Origin of the sequence: Methanocella paludicola SANAE, assembly GCF_000011005.1 — an archaeon.
GTDB lineage: Archaea > Halobacteriota > Methanocellia > Methanocellales > Methanocellaceae > Methanocella > Methanocella paludicola.
This window is the reverse complement of record NC_013665.1, coordinates 2,153,597-2,166,573: the sequence shown is the minus strand read 5'-3', so window position 1 is coordinate 2,166,573 and position 12,977 is coordinate 2,153,597. Positions and strand designations below refer to the sequence as shown.

Annotated in this window: 17 protein-coding genes; 7 read left to right on the top strand and 10 right to left on the bottom strand. The window is 54.1% G+C overall.

Annotated elements, in window-relative coordinates:
* The first annotated feature begins 397 nt into the window (after positions 1 to 397).
* Positions 398 to 643: a hypothetical protein gene (locus MCP_RS11090; RefSeq protein ID WP_012900937.1), complete on the top strand. Its 246-nt coding sequence runs from the start codon at positions 398 to 400 to the stop codon at positions 641 to 643.
* Between the two features lie 96 nt (positions 644 to 739).
* Here the strand turns inward: MCP_RS11090 and MCP_RS11085 are convergent, their stop codons facing one another.
* From MCP_RS11085 to MCP_RS11075, 3 genes are all read right to left on the bottom strand, one after another.
* Positions 740 to 3,595, bottom strand: a complete 2,856-nt coding sequence (locus MCP_RS11085) for a PAS domain S-box protein (protein WP_012900936.1) — start codon at positions 3,593 to 3,595, stop codon at positions 740 to 742.
* A gap of 254 nt (positions 3,596 to 3,849) precedes the next feature.
* On the bottom strand, positions 3,850 to 4,335 hold the full coding sequence (locus tag MCP_RS11080; RefSeq protein WP_012900935.1) for a hypothetical protein: 486 nt from the start codon (positions 4,333 to 4,335) through the stop codon (positions 3,850 to 3,852).
* Positions 4,336 to 4,377: 42 nt separating this feature from the next.
* Positions 4,378 to 4,953, bottom strand: coding sequence for a hypothetical protein (locus MCP_RS11075; RefSeq protein ID WP_012900934.1), 576 nt, complete (start codon positions 4,951 to 4,953; stop codon positions 4,378 to 4,380).
* Positions 4,954 to 5,107: 154 nt separating this feature from the next.
* On the opposite strand from MCP_RS11075, the gene MCP_RS11070 reads away from it, so the two are divergent.
* Together MCP_RS11070 and MCP_RS11065 are read left to right on the top strand one after the other, a co-directional pair.
* Positions 5,108 to 5,542 (top strand): hypothetical protein, encoded by a 435-nt coding sequence (locus tag MCP_RS11070; protein WP_012900933.1) that lies wholly within the window; start codon positions 5,108 to 5,110, stop codon positions 5,540 to 5,542.
* 125 nt (positions 5,543 to 5,667) lie between these two features.
* Positions 5,668 to 6,294 carry a fasciclin domain-containing protein gene (locus MCP_RS11065; RefSeq protein WP_012900932.1) on the top strand — a complete coding sequence of 209 codons (627 nt, stop codon included), beginning with the start codon at positions 5,668 to 5,670 and terminating at the stop codon, positions 6,292 to 6,294.
* Positions 6,295 to 6,300: 6 nt separating this feature from the next.
* On the opposite strand, the gene MCP_RS11060 is transcribed toward MCP_RS11065, so the two are convergent.
* Positions 6,301 to 6,771, bottom strand: coding sequence for a flavodoxin family protein (locus MCP_RS11060; protein ID WP_012900931.1), 471 nt, complete (start codon positions 6,769 to 6,771; stop codon positions 6,301 to 6,303).
* Positions 6,772 to 6,912: 141 nt separating this feature from the next.
* Between MCP_RS11060 and MCP_RS11055 the strand changes: the two genes are divergently transcribed.
* On the top strand, positions 6,913 to 7,527 hold the full coding sequence (locus MCP_RS11055; protein WP_012900930.1) for a fasciclin domain-containing protein: 615 nt from the start codon (positions 6,913 to 6,915) through the stop codon (positions 7,525 to 7,527).
* A gap of 13 nt (positions 7,528 to 7,540) precedes the next feature.
* On the opposite strand, the gene MCP_RS11050 is transcribed toward MCP_RS11055, so the two are convergent.
* Both MCP_RS11050 and MCP_RS11045 read right to left on the bottom strand, forming a co-directional pair.
* A complete protein-coding gene (locus MCP_RS11050; RefSeq protein WP_012900929.1) occupies positions 7,541 to 8,140 on the bottom strand; it encodes a nucleotidyltransferase family protein in 600 nt (199 codons plus the stop codon).
* 184 nt (positions 8,141 to 8,324) lie between these two features.
* Entirely contained in the window at positions 8,325 to 8,756 is a 432-nt protein-coding gene (locus tag MCP_RS11045; RefSeq protein ID WP_012900928.1) for a hypothetical protein, read from the bottom strand.
* Between the two features lie 181 nt (positions 8,757 to 8,937).
* Between MCP_RS11045 and MCP_RS11040 the strand changes: the two genes are divergently transcribed.
* On the top strand, positions 8,938 to 9,159 hold the full coding sequence (locus MCP_RS11040; protein WP_128860043.1) for a hypothetical protein: 222 nt from the start codon (positions 8,938 to 8,940) through the stop codon (positions 9,157 to 9,159).
* 4 nt (positions 9,160 to 9,163) lie between these two features.
* On the opposite strand, the gene MCP_RS11035 is transcribed toward MCP_RS11040, so the two are convergent.
* Genes MCP_RS11035 through MCP_RS11025 form a run of 3 tightly spaced genes read right to left on the bottom strand, consistent with a single transcriptional unit; the run spans position 9,164 to position 10,797 of the window.
* Positions 9,164 to 9,862, bottom strand: coding sequence for a class II glutamine amidotransferase (locus MCP_RS11035; RefSeq protein WP_012900926.1), 699 nt, complete (start codon positions 9,860 to 9,862; stop codon positions 9,164 to 9,166).
* A gap of 52 nt (positions 9,863 to 9,914) precedes the next feature.
* The gene (locus MCP_RS11030; RefSeq protein WP_012900925.1) at positions 9,915 to 10,493 is read right to left on the bottom strand and encodes a class I SAM-dependent methyltransferase; all 579 of its coding nucleotides are present in this window, start codon (positions 10,491 to 10,493) and stop codon (positions 9,915 to 9,917) included.
* Position 10,494: 1 nt separating this feature from the next.
* On the bottom strand, positions 10,495 to 10,797 hold the full coding sequence (locus MCP_RS11025) for a hypothetical protein (RefSeq protein WP_012900924.1): 303 nt from the start codon (positions 10,795 to 10,797) through the stop codon (positions 10,495 to 10,497).
* Positions 10,798 to 10,859: 62 nt separating this feature from the next.
* On the opposite strand from MCP_RS11025, the gene MCP_RS11020 reads away from it, so the two are divergent.
* A complete protein-coding gene (locus MCP_RS11020) occupies positions 10,860 to 11,318 on the top strand; it encodes a thioredoxin family protein (protein ID WP_012900923.1) in 459 nt (152 codons plus the stop codon).
* Here MCP_RS11020 and MCP_RS11015 read toward each other — a convergent pair.
* Entirely contained in the window at positions 11,299 to 12,093 is a 795-nt protein-coding gene (locus MCP_RS11015) for a metallophosphoesterase family protein (RefSeq protein WP_012900922.1), read from the bottom strand. The genes MCP_RS11020 and MCP_RS11015 overlap by 20 nt on opposite strands.
* Before the next feature lie 176 nt (positions 12,094 to 12,269).
* Here MCP_RS11015 and MCP_RS11010 point away from each other — a divergent pair, with 176 nt between their 5' ends.
* Entirely contained in the window at positions 12,270 to 12,896 is a 627-nt protein-coding gene (locus tag MCP_RS11010; protein ID WP_012900921.1) for a hypothetical protein, read from the top strand.
* Positions 12,897 to 12,977 lie beyond the last annotated feature (81 nt).

Sequence of the window (12,977 nt, the reverse complement as noted above, 5' to 3'; positions counted from 1 at the left end):
ACGGGCATCGACAATCCCCAGAGGTATAACATCTTTGACAACGACCTCTACAACTACTTCTGGAACTACGACAACAACGGCATGAAGCTGTTGCAGCTACGCATTTACGCTGTATAAAGCATACCCGAAGCATATGAAGAGCGCGGGACGCTCGTCCCGCATATTTCTTCGTAATATCATTCACATGCCTGGCATTCCTGCATAGACTAATCGTTTTTCTATGGGCTCGGGCGTAGATTTGAACCTTTTCCGGCGACGCCCTTGTCGAATAATATTGTAATTTCCCGAAGCAAGAAGTTCGCTGAGACTCTTGGAGCACGTCGTCGGATTTTCCGCTAAGCTCACAAAATAACGTTTTGTTTCTAGTCTAATAATTATGATGCGAGGAGGATGGACTATGGATTGGAAGAAGTATGCCATATTTGCCCTTCTCGTGTTAGCGGTACTGGCCATTGCACTACCCGCGGCTGCCTGGTGGGGCGGCCTCGGCTGGGGCGGCTGGGGCTTGCGTGGCCTCGGCTGGGGTGGCTGGGGCGGCTGGGGCTGGCCCATGTGGGGCGGCCTCGGCTGGGGTGGCCTGGGCGGCTGCGGCCTTGGTTGGGGCGGATGTGGCCTCGGCTGGGGTGGCCTCGGCTGGTGGTAAACTACCATAAAACCGACTCAAACCCGTAATGCTACACGAGACAAAGCGTAAGGTTCTGTAGGCGTTCAAAACGCCTACCGGCTTATTTTTCTGATCTTATTCGCCAGGCAGGAGTTGCCGGTTAATGCCCCGGTACCCCGAAAACTGCCCTTTATCGTCGAACATCGGCGTTGCGACCGTCCGGAAAATAATTTTCTCGCCGTCTTTTCTCACCACGAAGTACTCCTCTACCTCGAATGGCTTATGCTCGTCCAGGTACGGCTTTACCAGCGCCTGCACGCGCTCGAGGTCGTCCGGAGAAATAAAATCGAAGGGCGTCTTGCCGAGGACCTCTTCGGGCTCATAGCCGAGGGATTCCCTGGACTTCGGGCTTACGTAAGTACAACGGTAGTTCTCGTTGACATCCCAGACCAGGAGAGGGGAGTTCTCGACGAGGTCCCGGAACTTCTCCACGCTCTTTTTCAGCTCCTGCTCCATCATCTTCTGAGTGGTGATATCAATCGCCGTCAGCATCATCGCCGGCTTTCTCCTGTATTGCAGCACTGCATCCGTACAATCGACCAGTATCGGCTCGCCGTTCTTCCTGACCATCCTCAGCTCGATCCTCGACGGCCCTGGCTCCCCGCGCTGCCGCAGCATGATCCGATGACGGATGAACTCCTTCATGTCGGGCGCGACCGGCTCCCAGAATTTTATCGTACAGCACTCTTCGACCGTATACCCGAACATGTCGGCGAGGGCCTGGTTCGCGTAGACCGTTTCCTCGCCCTGGACCAGCAATATGCCGATATTTGACGAATCCGCCAGCGCCCTGAATTTCTCCTCGCTGTCCTTAAGGGCTTCTTCCGCAAGCTTACGCTCGGTGATGTCGCGGGCAAAGAGGGCAATACCATCATCCCAGGGGTAAGCCCTATATTCATACCATACACCGTTAACGCTGGAACTATTGATCCATGTACGAGGGATCTTGTCTTCCATTGTCTTCATGGCCTGTTCATACTGGGCCGAGCCAACCGACCGGGGGTATAATTCCCATATACTACGCCCGAGGACCTGCTCCTTGGACATCCCGGCAGTTTTAATCGTCGCCTCATTCACAAACAGGCATCGCCACTTCGAGTCCAGTATCATGAATGAATCCGTAAGGCTGTCAAGCACCTGGTTGAACCTGGCCTCGCTCTCCATCAGCGCCTCCTCGGCCCGCTTACGCTCGGTGATCTCGAGGTACGACCCGATCATGAGCTTTTTACCCTCGACCTCCATGATCGTCGAATTGATCAATACCGGTATCCTGTGACCGTCCTTATGTACAAGCTCGGTCTCGTAGTTGACCGCATTGCCATCCTTTGCGTGTATCTTCACATTCTGGCGACATGGCCCCGCGCTTTCTGCCGGATGGAGTGTCGAGTGGTGCTTGCCGATGAGCTCGTCTTTGCTACGCCCCACCAGCCTGCTGCCGTACGTATTACAATCGACGATGGCCCGGGTCTTGAGGTCGATGATGAATATGGCGGTGCTGGCCCCCTCGAACAGTGTCTTGAACTTAAGCTCGGAGTTGCGGAGCGCTTCTTCCGCCTTCTTACGCTCTTCGATGTCCCTGACCGTGCCCACGTTGAACAGGGGCTTTCCAGCTTCATCGTATATGGCCTTGGCAGTAACCTCGGCCCACTGCTCCGTCCCGTCCTTCCTCAGGAACTTAAACTCGATGGGCGGGCATTCGCCGCTGATCATCGTTTCACGGAATTTAGCAGCAATAAAATCCCTGTATGAGGCCGGTATGAACTCGAATAATTTTTTGCCATAGAGTTGTCCAGAGTCATATCCATAGTATGCGATCTGGGGGCTGACATAGGAGATCGTACCGTCGGGCTTGACCGAGAACACGACGTCGTAGGATTTCTCCGTGATCATTCGGTGCCTCTCCTCGCTTTCCTTTAGCGCGATCTCCATGCCCTTTTTCTCGGTGATGTCCTGGATCGTGCCGAATAGCTCAATGGGTTCGCCGTCCTTACCCCTCCTTATCCCTCTAACGCTGCGTATGAAGCGCTCACTGCCGTCGGATAGTACTATACGATATTCGTAATCGACCGGCGTACCCCGCGACATCGCCTCTTTATCGGCATTTTCGATCTTCTGCATATCTTCCGGATGGACCATTGACCTGAATAGTTCCCTGCTCCATCTGGTACCTCGAACTAAACCGAACAGGCGGAGTGTCTCGTCCGATGCGCGGGATTCTCTGGTCTTAATATCATAAGACCAGTAGCCCAGGTGTGCGATCTGCTCGGCCTCCAGGAGATAGGCTTCGCTCTTTCGCAACGCCTCGTTCGCCTTCTCCAGCTCCTTCGTCCGCTCTTTGACCTTTGTCTCCAGCTCGAAGTTCGCTTTCAGCAGCGCCTTTTCGGCGAGCTTTTTCTCGGTGATGTCCTCGAAGATGACAGTCACGCCCTTATCGCCATCGTCGAACAGCAGCGGTATGAGCTTGATGTTAAAGTAGCGGCCGCCCTCCTTTTTTGGGTAATAGGACTCGATCGAGGCCTCTCGACCCTCGGCGGCCGCTTCGATATAGGGCATGATGGACGGGTTGAACTTCATCGGGAAGGCGAAGTTATCGAAGTACTTGTGCACGATGTCCTCGCGCCGGGTGCCCGTGAACTCGAAGAAGCTGTCGTTCGCGTTCAGCACCCGGAATTCCTTATCCAGGATGATCATGAGGTTGGATGTAACGTTCAGGAACGCGGATATGGGCATTCGCTGGGAAATATAATACAGCTTTGACGTGCCGAACGTCCGCCTGTCGGCCTGGCCTGACACGTACAGCATCTCGAGGTACTTCGACACCGTCGACCGGTTCATCCCGGTCGCTCGCGACACTTCCGAGACGTTCATGCCCCTCGGTCTCGCCTTTAACGCCTCTAAAATGATCGATATCTGCTTCCTGCTGAATTCCATTATGCCCGCCCACGTCAAAATTATATCATATTTATCTCCCAGGGGCATTATTAAAATATCTGTTGAGCATTAACCGTTAGTTATATATACACATCCTTCATAAACAATTCTTTATAAGTCTACTGTATAGCGATTATCTAAAATGGTTGGAGGTAAAAACCGGGCCGGCCGGTATCTTGCTACTACATTCACTCCACCATGCCCCCCTTGCATACCAATGCCGGCCCAACTTCCCTTTTTTTTGACCCACTCGATTAGAATACGCGTTGATATGTCCCGGTGCCGATCGTTAGGGTGTAATTGTCTAAAAGCTCGTAAGCGAGGCTCTGATCGGCAATAGCCTTTCCACTATACGCCGATATGCGGGAATTCGCCCCGGGATAATAGCTCTCGTTAATGCCCGACAGAAGCAGCCTGTCTCCGGTAATGCTTAGCCTGCCCTCACGGTATATCCCGCCCTTTGCGCCGCTATCCGTCGATATCCTGACATACTTGAAGTACCCCTTCTCGTTAAGCATGTACCATTCCCCGTCATCCGCAGACGGGAAGACGGCGGGGTCGACGACGCCCGCACTTGTAGAAGACCAGACGCCGTATGCCGTCGAGTTATCGACCGGATTTTCCAGGTCATCGGCGAATATGACGCGGCTGGTATCGGGGTCGAAAAGGCTGCATCCGGAGCAGCAGCCACTGGCCAGCAGGGCTGCCGTGATCGTCAGAACGAGTAACGCATACTTCATAAGGGCTCAACCTGCTACATATGCTGCCGAATATAATAATGATTATCCAAGAGAAGGCATGTCGTCCGGTTTTACAGGCCTGCTCAGCGTGTCCCCGCTTCCCGCCCCGCTCAGCGTGATGGTATAGACCTTCGACTCGGTATCCGTCGTATAGTAGTTCAGCGTGCTGTCGAACCGGGCGTACTCGCTCGTATGCTCGAACTGTTTGCCCGCGTCGTCCCAGTTCGTGCCCACCATGTCATAGAGCACATATTGCCCGTCCGTTATGCCGTCGACCGTCCAGTCCTGCCCGCTCTTCACATATACGGCCAGCACGGCTGTCCCCGGGTCACTGGCCGGCGCAAGAATGACAACCGCATCCTGCCCCGTTATCTGGTTCTTCACCACGAGCTGCCCGTATCCGCCCTGCAGTTCCCAGACGATCTGGGTTCCGGTTGTCAGGCTCCGGACCGGCGGTATCGTGGGCGGCGCTGTCGTGGTCGAAGGGCCCGGCGTTACAGTGACCGTCGGGGCGACAGTGGGCGAAGCACCGAACGGGGCCGGGCAGACACATCCGGATAGCACGACGATCATCAATACAATCAGGGCCAACAGCAGACCTTTATCCATCTTCATCATCGTTCACCGGCACATCCAGGACATATCATATTCTAATACCATTGATATGGCGTATAAAGCCATCGATATCCATATATGCCTATGCAGGCCGACCAATAATTCAATAACATTTTTATATAAATACAATTATTAATTGATTGGTCGGTGACTAAGCATGGTAAAAAAAGGCGACATGATATCCATCGCGTTAATAATGGCGAACGTGGTTTTCGTATGCCTGCTGGTCGCTAAAGGGTCGTTTATCGCCCAGGACATGGCCGCCAGTAATAATAGCGACAATTCCTCGCTCCCGAATACCATAATACCCGATATAACGCTCACTGCTACGGCCCGTCCATCGCCGACCATTACCCTCGCTATTAACGAGGGCGCCCTTCTGTTCGCCGAGATACGCTCGCAGCCCCGCCAGGAGTCCTCCACGCCCACGCTGACTCCGACCCCGACGCCGACCCCAACACCTACTACGAATGACGACGACATCGAACAGGACGATAACAGATCCTACCGGTCAGCAGCGAACTATACGCCCGGAGCGAAAGCCGTACCGTCTTATCGTAAGGTATCCAAAGCCCGCTCCAAACATCACTAGTCAGCCCCGATAATTAACGCCACGATAAACATTTTTTAGAAAATACGGTAAAAACCGGGAATCATGAGCACCCTGGTGTGGCAACCTATAAAACGATACGTGTTGAAAACACAAGGGGGCACGAGATGGACGGATTAAAAAGTATATTAGCGGTATTTACGATCATTGCGCTCTTCATGATAACGCCTGCCGGCGCCCAGGTGGAGAGCCCGTTCGGGGATAGCCCGTGGGAGACGGGCCCGGGCATGATGGGCTCGCCATTCGGTTCGCCTTTCGGCGGCATGTTCCCGGGCATGATGCCCTTCGGCATGAGCGTCGAGCAATACAAGGCTCCTGCCACGGAAACTTCGGAAAAGAGCATCATGGCGACGATGGAAAGCGTCCCGCAGCTATCGATGTTCACGGCCGCCCTGAGGGATTCGGGCTATGCTGAAAAGCTTGACGGTCGCGGCACCTATATGGTATTCGCCCCGCCGGATAAGTCGCTGCAGAGGGACCTGGGCGTCAGGGACGCCGCTTCGCTGCTGGAGAATGCCGCGCTCAGCCTGGGCCTGGCGGAGAACGGCGTCGTGCTGAATGCTTCCGAGCCCGACGAGCACAGCAAGGAACTCTCCCTGACCGCGGCCAGCGGCAGGCCGATCAACGTCCGTAAGGAAAAGACCGGCATGGCCGCCAACGGCGCCGACGTGATAAAGGTCTTTAAGGCCACGAACGGCTACGTGATCGTGACCGATGCGGCCGTAGGCACATAATATTAATTACGGCTTCAGCCCGCTTACGAATTTTTTTAGCGTATCCAGATAGGCGCCAGGCTTTATGTCACTTGTCAGAATGGTCAGGGTTGCCATAGGTTTCTTACCACAGGCCTCTTCCATGCCCTGTAATGTCGATGCCTCGCCCGTGCCTCCCAGGGTAATGAAAAACGCCACGTTCTTGAGCTTATCCTTATTCTCGACGATAAAGGTCCTCACCGGAGACGACATGGTTGCTGCCCAGACGGGCGTGCCGATGATCACGAGGTCGTATTGGGACGGGTCTTTCGTGAGGGGCTTGAGCTTCGTAAGCCCCTTACTTGAAGCCTGCTTACCCGCCATGATAAATCCGATGGGCCCGGCCCTGTTCACCGTATCGACGATCTCCTCCACATCACAGCCCAGTTCCCTGGCGATCTCTTTCCCGGCTTTCCTCGTATTGCCGGTCCTCGAATAGTAGACGACGAGCGCCTTCATACTTTCTCCGGCCCTTTTCTATGTATCCGGCCGCTATAAAGGTATGTATGGCCGAAAGCGCGGCCCCCGATTTATTTTCATGCGCCCTATTTCGCTAACCTATAAATCGTCGCGTATTGTGTTGAAAAAAGGTGAAACAGGATGGATGGATTGAGAAAGGTAGCGGCGGTCTTCGCCCTCATGGTAGTCGTGCTTGCCTTTATCGGGCCGGCGATGGCCCAGCAGTACGGCGGACGCATGGCGCAGCCCGCATATCAGGGCACGCAGCAGGGTCAGATGGGCCAGGGTCAGATGGGCCAGGGTCAGATGGGCCAGGGTCAGATGGGCCAGGGTCAGCAGGGCGGCCTGAAAGAGACGAACAAGGACCTCATGCAGACGATACAGGAGACGCGGGACGTAAGCATCTTCGCGGCAGCTGTCAGAGCGGCAGGATACGACCAGAAACTCAGCCAGGAGGAAGGCCCGTTCATGATCTTCGCTCCGAGCGACAAGGCCCTGAATAAAGCAGGCCTGACCGATGCGAGCGCGCTTTCGGACACGGACGCGAAAAGCCTCGTCGAGAGCTGCATCGTATCGCAGATGACCGAGCCCGAGCAGGGAAGCGAATCGTTCACGGTGACCACCATCGGCGGCCAGACGATCACCGCGAAGAAGTCGAGCAGCGGGATCACTGTCAACGGCATTAAGGTCGTCAACGTAATGAAGGCTGACAACGGCATGCTGATAGTAACGGACGGCATTGTGGGCATGAAGTAATGCCCGTCTTTTTTTATCGGTTCGCGAACGGGTCTTCCAGGCCGTTACCGTAGATCAGGATATGGTTGTCCATGATCTTATGGTACATGGGGTCGTTGGCGCTTTTCATTGTGCTCCAGATGGACATGGTAGCCACGAAGATGGCCACCGGCCTTCCGAGCTTTTCTTCGATCGTCTTTCGTACCTCGGAGAACTTACGCTGGTTAGAGAACTTATCGAGGGCTGACGGCGCTACCGCGACGAACTCAATGTCGCTGTGCTCGTCGAACGTGCCGTCGGCGTAGCTGCCATACAGGGCAAAGGACACGATGTTCGGGTCGGCCTGGAGGAACGCCTCCACCGGCCCGGCGGACTGTATCAGGGCTATGCCGTAAGCCTTCCTGAGCGCGACCACGGCCGGGTGCTCTTTATTTAAGTGGTATATATGAGCGAGCCCTTTTTCCTCTTTTATCAAATATCCGGTACTTTCGAAATATTTCATCGCGCCGCTAACGCTCGCAGGGCTTACCCCCAGCTTACGTGATACCTCTTTCACATGGTATGGCGTATTGGGGTTGGACAGGAACAGGCCCAGGATTTTCATGTCTACGTACTTCTCGAAGAGCTTTATCATAGCAATCGTTCATTTGATTGAACGCTCGTTCAATATAAAAAACTATCGACCTATATTATCCCATTTTCCCAAAAAAATCTCGTGGCGGGCTCTGATAAAGTCACGAATTTATCTATCTTATAATTGATTCTAATAGTTTCTACATTTGTCAAACATATTGTAAAAAGTGTAGAAATTGAAAATTTTATTTTCGTCCCTTGCCCTGGGCGCTCTTCTGGGGGGGCCTCTGGAACTGCTTTTGCGGCTTCTGCGGGCTCTTTTTTGGCGCCTGTTCCCTCTGTTGCCCCGGGTTATTGGGCTTCTGCTTCTGCTCGAGCGCCTGAACCTGCTTCTTGAGCCTGTCTATAAGAGATTCGGCATACTTCAGCTGCTCTTCCTTGTCCTTGAGCTGCCTGCGAAGCTTTTCGACGTCGACATTTTCTTTTCCTATCGGCTTGTTCAGTTTTTTTCCGAGCGCTTCCCACTCAAGCTCGAGGATCTTGTTGGTCTGCCTCGAGTCGTGGCCGGGCTTGCCTGCCGGGGCGGGCCTGGCTGCCTGATGAGCGTGATGATGACCCTGCGAGGCCTTAGGCGCGCCGCGCATGTCGTTCGGGATGGTTTTTATTCCAACTGCCATTATTTTCACCTTTTATATGGAATGGCTTATTCAAATAGAATAGCACGTTATGCTGCTACTTAAGACGATAATATATTAAATAGTTAATCATCGGCCTGCGCCTGAGATCAGCTCATTCCCTGCGCCATTCGTCACGAACCTATAAAAAAATATGATGCTGGTATTATATTGGGTGTTGAGGATGGATCCGAGGAAAATTTGGGCTATAGCTGTCATACTGTTGTTTTTCGGCGCGCTGGCGCTGGCGGGCCCGTTCAAGCTGCCCGCTGGAAACCAGAGCATGCATGACGTTCAGCAGAGCGAGCAAAGAAATGTTTCGACCGGGGGCGCTGGCATACCCGGCGGCAAGAACCCGTACTTCGCGACGACATTTCCGATGCCTTCGCCGACCGTCACAAGATGATGGCTCATATTTTATCTGAGATCTCGCATATATGGCCCTTTTTTAGCAATAGCAGCCTGTCCGCGGGCATGGGCTCCCACTCGTAGCCGTCGAGCTTCTGGGTGGACACGGTAACGCCATGGTCCTCATAAGCATAGAACATGGGCTTGTCCGTATGGTGATTGAACGTATAGATCGCGTTGCCGTCGGACATGACAAAGTTGAGCCCGACCTGGCGGCCGAACTCGTAGTCGTCGAACAGGCTGGCGACGCCCCGGGCGATGCCGTTATAGGATGTGCCGTTATCAAGGTGGCGGTATCTGCCGACGTTGTCCAGCAGGACGTTAAAGACGCTTTCAGAGTCCGTCTCGCCCTGCGTCCTCGGGTGCCTGGCGACGCCGTCGACGTGGCCGTTGTGGGCAAAGGCCCAGTGCTTTCCCAGGTAAGGCTGATAGAACGGGTGGCAATTTGCCTCGTTGATCTTCCCGCATGAGGCGTGGCGGATGTGCGTAATGATGATGTCGCTTCTGGCGAGCCTGATGGCGTGGTAATATTCGGGGCTCTTCCGGGCCTCTATGGCCTTCTTCTTTATGACGGGAACGCCGCTGCCGTAATATGCCAGGCCCCAGCCGTGGGGATTCCGGTCGGAGTGTTCAGCAAAGCTGCGTAATCCATCCTCGACGCCTGCCTCCCGGATGCCGCTGAACCCGAATAGCTCGCACATTGTATTAAAATTGGATTTGTCATTATATAAATTCCTTCTATTGCCGCTGGCGCTAACAATTATCATTTGCCGGCCGCTGGAGCCGGGCAGTGATCAGGTAATATCGCCCCCCGACGTCCTCGCGAGACTCCACGGCGAGCCCGGCGCCTTCGATGAGCTCCAGCGCCTTTTCCTCGCTGAACCTTTTTTCCAGCGGCGGCCCGCCCTCCATGGGCTCCTTTTTCCAGTCGATATCGGCGAGCTTTCCTCCGGGCTTGAGCATCCTCAGCGCGTTGGCAAGCACTTTTTCGGGGTCCTCGAAGTCGTGGAGGCAGATGCCGAAGAACACGACGTCGGCGCAGCCTTCGCAGGCCACCATGTTCTCACCCTCTCCCGCTATAGTCTCGATCATCAGGCCCAGGTCTGCGGCCTTTCGGCCCAGTACACCAAGCGCTTCTTCATCGATGTCGATGCCATACACGCGGCCCTTCGGCCCTACTATCCGGGCAGCGGGGAGGGCAAAATAGCCCTGGCCGCAGCCGATGTCCACAAAGGTCATCCCCGGCTTCAGGCCGGCCTTAGAGAGTATGGCGTCAGGGTCCATGGTCTTTCGCCTGTCGCTCTCGTCCCATCGCTTGTATCCGTGGTGCATGCTATCCCAGCTTCAGGTATGTGATCTCAAAGCCTTTATCAATATAATCCATGACGATCCGGGCACACGTCTCATAATGGCGTGACTCGTCGTCGATGTTGAAGGTGCTCGTCCTGACGTTCTCCCGGCGGTCCTGTATCATGGGGCCTCCATGATGTTCGAGGCCCATTTTCTTGTGCATGTGTACCTCGCCATTCACGTTCTTGTCCATTGACATGGAGATGACGGCCCGCGGCTGCGAGGCCTCCTGGCGGCATACAAAACAATAATGGACGACGTCGTACTCGTCGATGTTCACCTTCATGGGCTAGTGCTCCTGGCGAGGTATGAGTAAGTTTTATTATATTAAATACTTGATTCCTATGGATGAGATATCGCCTTGCAGTTATTTTAATTGCCGCGGCCTTGCTGGTATCAGGGTGTATCTGCTGCGGCGGGCAGGAAGCCGATCATAGTGCGGCCATGGCCCCCATCGACTCCGCGCTCGTTAACGGGCCGGTGTTCGTCGAGTTTGGGGCGGAGTGGTGCAGCTGGTGTACCGTGGAAGCGCCGATCATCGAAGAGCTTAAGGCCGAATACTCGAACGTCACGTTCATGGAAGTGGACATCGACGAGAACGGTACCCTTGCCGACGCCTTCTACGTGAGCAGCGTGCCCCAGATGAACGTCATCGTGAATAAAACCCAGAACGGCAGCTATCTATACGCGGACGTCAGCGGCCGGATAACGGAAAGCAGGAGGTCGTCGGCCATCATCGGGTACCACGAGAGGCCGAACCTGAAAAAGGCGCTCGATGCGGCCGTGGCTAAACGAGCTGTAATGTGAACGGGAAATAGCTCCTGTGGACGGAGTACACTTTTCCCTGTACGCCGTCCAGCACGAAGTCATGCTCTACGAGGCCTCCCATGTCGTTGTACGTGATCGAGCCTAACCGTCCCTCTTTTATCTCTACGCCGAAATATCCGCCCATCATCGGCTCGGCTCCTCTCGTTTCGTCCCTGTATAGGAACCCTGTGTTGAGAAAATTTTTGTAGACGATGGCCTGGTGGGTGTGGCCCGTGATGTTGAGGAGCGCCTCCCTGTAGACCCTGTAGCTTTCTCTCCATCCGCCCGGCGAATGTCGGACCAGTATGGTTTTGCTGTCTACGGGTTTTTCGTCCGCCGTGAGCTTTATGTCTTCTATGCCGGCCGTTTTTACCTGGTCGAGGCAGATGGAGTAGCGGCTATCGAATAGTCCCTTCACTTCTGCCAGCCGGTATTTTCCTAGCCTGTCCCTGTTGCCGAGAATGTAGTAGCAGGGTATCTCTTCACGCGCGAGGAGGCCCAGTATTTCCCTGGCTGTATGCTTACTCTCTTCAAAAAAGCGCTCATTACGTTCGGCTACGTACTCCTTATACTTCTTCGAGCTCTTCGACATGTTGCCGAGCGCATTTTCAAGCAACTCTCTTTCCTTTTTGGTCTTCCTGAGGCTGGAAAGGTTCGTGAGGTCGCCCGCGAAAATGAACGCATCATATGAGTCGCCCCTGCGCCTCACGTCGCCCAGCATCGTCCTGACGGCGTCGACGCTGCCGTGCACGTCCGAAAAGCAGAGGAATCTCATAAATAAAGGTGGGCGCCAATGCCCTTAGCTTTTTACCACATCTATCTTATTGATCATATCGTAATTGACGATCCGGTCCGTCCTCGTCTTTTTGCCGGCCGCTGATCCATTGTATCACGGGGACGCGAAATATAATATACTTGTACCCCTACATTAGCAAGGCATAAGGTGGATACATGGATCTCAGTCTCATATTGTTATATGCTCTGGCCGTGATCGGCCCCATAATGATCTTCCTGACTCACTATATCGTAAAAGGCAGGGGCAGGGACATGACCAGGCTATGGTTCATCACGTTCTTCTCGTACATGATCTATTACTGGCTTGCCAAGAGTAACGGCTTTTATAACGACCCGAACGATTTCGTCTACGGCTTCGCCCTGCTCTGGCCTATTGCCGCCATCCTGTCGTTCTGGATCACGGAGCTTCTGACTAAAAAAGGCCGCTTCGTGCCCTTTTTCGAGATGATGGTCGCCTTCCTGGTGAGCGTCGTGTTCGCGTTCGTCCTGGACGGCATCGCCGGCATCATGAACTGGTATACGTATAACACCGCTAACGTGGATAAGACATGGCTGGTGAACCCTATCGGCGGCCTGCATATGCCCTCGCTCGTGCTTTTCATGCTCGGCGTGCTGATGATCATCGTGTTCTTCCTCGTGTTTAACGTGCATAAGGAGCTCAAGAAGAGGCGCATCGATGAGACGTCCGCTACGTTGTTGCTTGCATTCATGTCGGTAATCCTTGGCGGGGCGCTATGGGTGGTCACTGACTTTGTGTTGAAGCTTGTTAGTGGCTTCGTGTAAATGCTTCCTGCAGGCGTTGGATTGTTTGGTCGGTATCACGAACATCACCAAAGGAAATAAACCTCTAATTTTCTTTTATAA

What these genes read in the sequence shown, in the direction of transcription:
- MCP_RS11090 (WP_012900937.1), top strand. Translation starts at nt 398, where the DNA reads ATGGATTGGAAGAAGTATGCCATATTTGCCCTTCTCGTGTTAGCGGTA.
- MCP_RS11085 (WP_012900936.1), bottom strand. Translation starts at nt 3,595, where the DNA reads ATGGAATTCAGCAGGAAGCAGATATCGATCATTTTAGAGGCGTTAAAG.
- MCP_RS11080 (WP_012900935.1), bottom strand. Translation starts at nt 4,335, where the DNA reads ATGAAGTATGCGTTACTCGTTCTGACGATCACGGCAGCCCTGCTGGCC.
- MCP_RS11075 (WP_012900934.1), bottom strand. Translation starts at nt 4,953, where the DNA reads ATGATGAAGATGGATAAAGGTCTGCTGTTGGCCCTGATTGTATTGATG.
- MCP_RS11070 (WP_012900933.1), top strand. Translation starts at nt 5,108, where the DNA reads ATGGTAAAAAAAGGCGACATGATATCCATCGCGTTAATAATGGCGAAC.
- MCP_RS11065 (WP_012900932.1), top strand. Translation starts at nt 5,668, where the DNA reads ATGGACGGATTAAAAAGTATATTAGCGGTATTTACGATCATTGCGCTC.
- MCP_RS11060 (WP_012900931.1), bottom strand. Translation starts at nt 6,771, where the DNA reads ATGAAGGCGCTCGTCGTCTACTATTCGAGGACCGGCAATACGAGGAAA.
- MCP_RS11055 (WP_012900930.1), top strand. Translation starts at nt 6,913, where the DNA reads ATGGATGGATTGAGAAAGGTAGCGGCGGTCTTCGCCCTCATGGTAGTC.
- MCP_RS11050 (WP_012900929.1), bottom strand. Translation starts at nt 8,140, where the DNA reads ATGATAAAGCTCTTCGAGAAGTACGTAGACATGAAAATCCTGGGCCTG.
- MCP_RS11045 (WP_012900928.1), bottom strand. Translation starts at nt 8,756, where the DNA reads ATGGCAGTTGGAATAAAAACCATCCCGAACGACATGCGCGGCGCGCCT.
- MCP_RS11040 (WP_128860043.1), top strand. Translation starts at nt 8,938, where the DNA reads ATGGATCCGAGGAAAATTTGGGCTATAGCTGTCATACTGTTGTTTTTC.
- MCP_RS11035 (WP_012900926.1), bottom strand. Translation starts at nt 9,862, where the DNA reads ATGTGCGAGCTATTCGGGTTCAGCGGCATCCGGGAGGCAGGCGTCGAG.
- MCP_RS11030 (WP_012900925.1), bottom strand. Translation starts at nt 10,493, where the DNA reads ATGCACCACGGATACAAGCGATGGGACGAGAGCGACAGGCGAAAGACC.
- MCP_RS11025 (WP_012900924.1), bottom strand. Translation starts at nt 10,797, where the DNA reads ATGAAGGTGAACATCGACGAGTACGACGTCGTCCATTATTGTTTTGTA.
- MCP_RS11020 (WP_012900923.1), top strand. Translation starts at nt 10,860, where the DNA reads ATGAGATATCGCCTTGCAGTTATTTTAATTGCCGCGGCCTTGCTGGTA.
- MCP_RS11015 (WP_012900922.1), bottom strand. Translation starts at nt 12,093, where the DNA reads ATGAGATTCCTCTGCTTTTCGGACGTGCACGGCAGCGTCGACGCCGTC.
- MCP_RS11010 (WP_012900921.1), top strand. Translation starts at nt 12,270, where the DNA reads ATGGATCTCAGTCTCATATTGTTATATGCTCTGGCCGTGATCGGCCCC.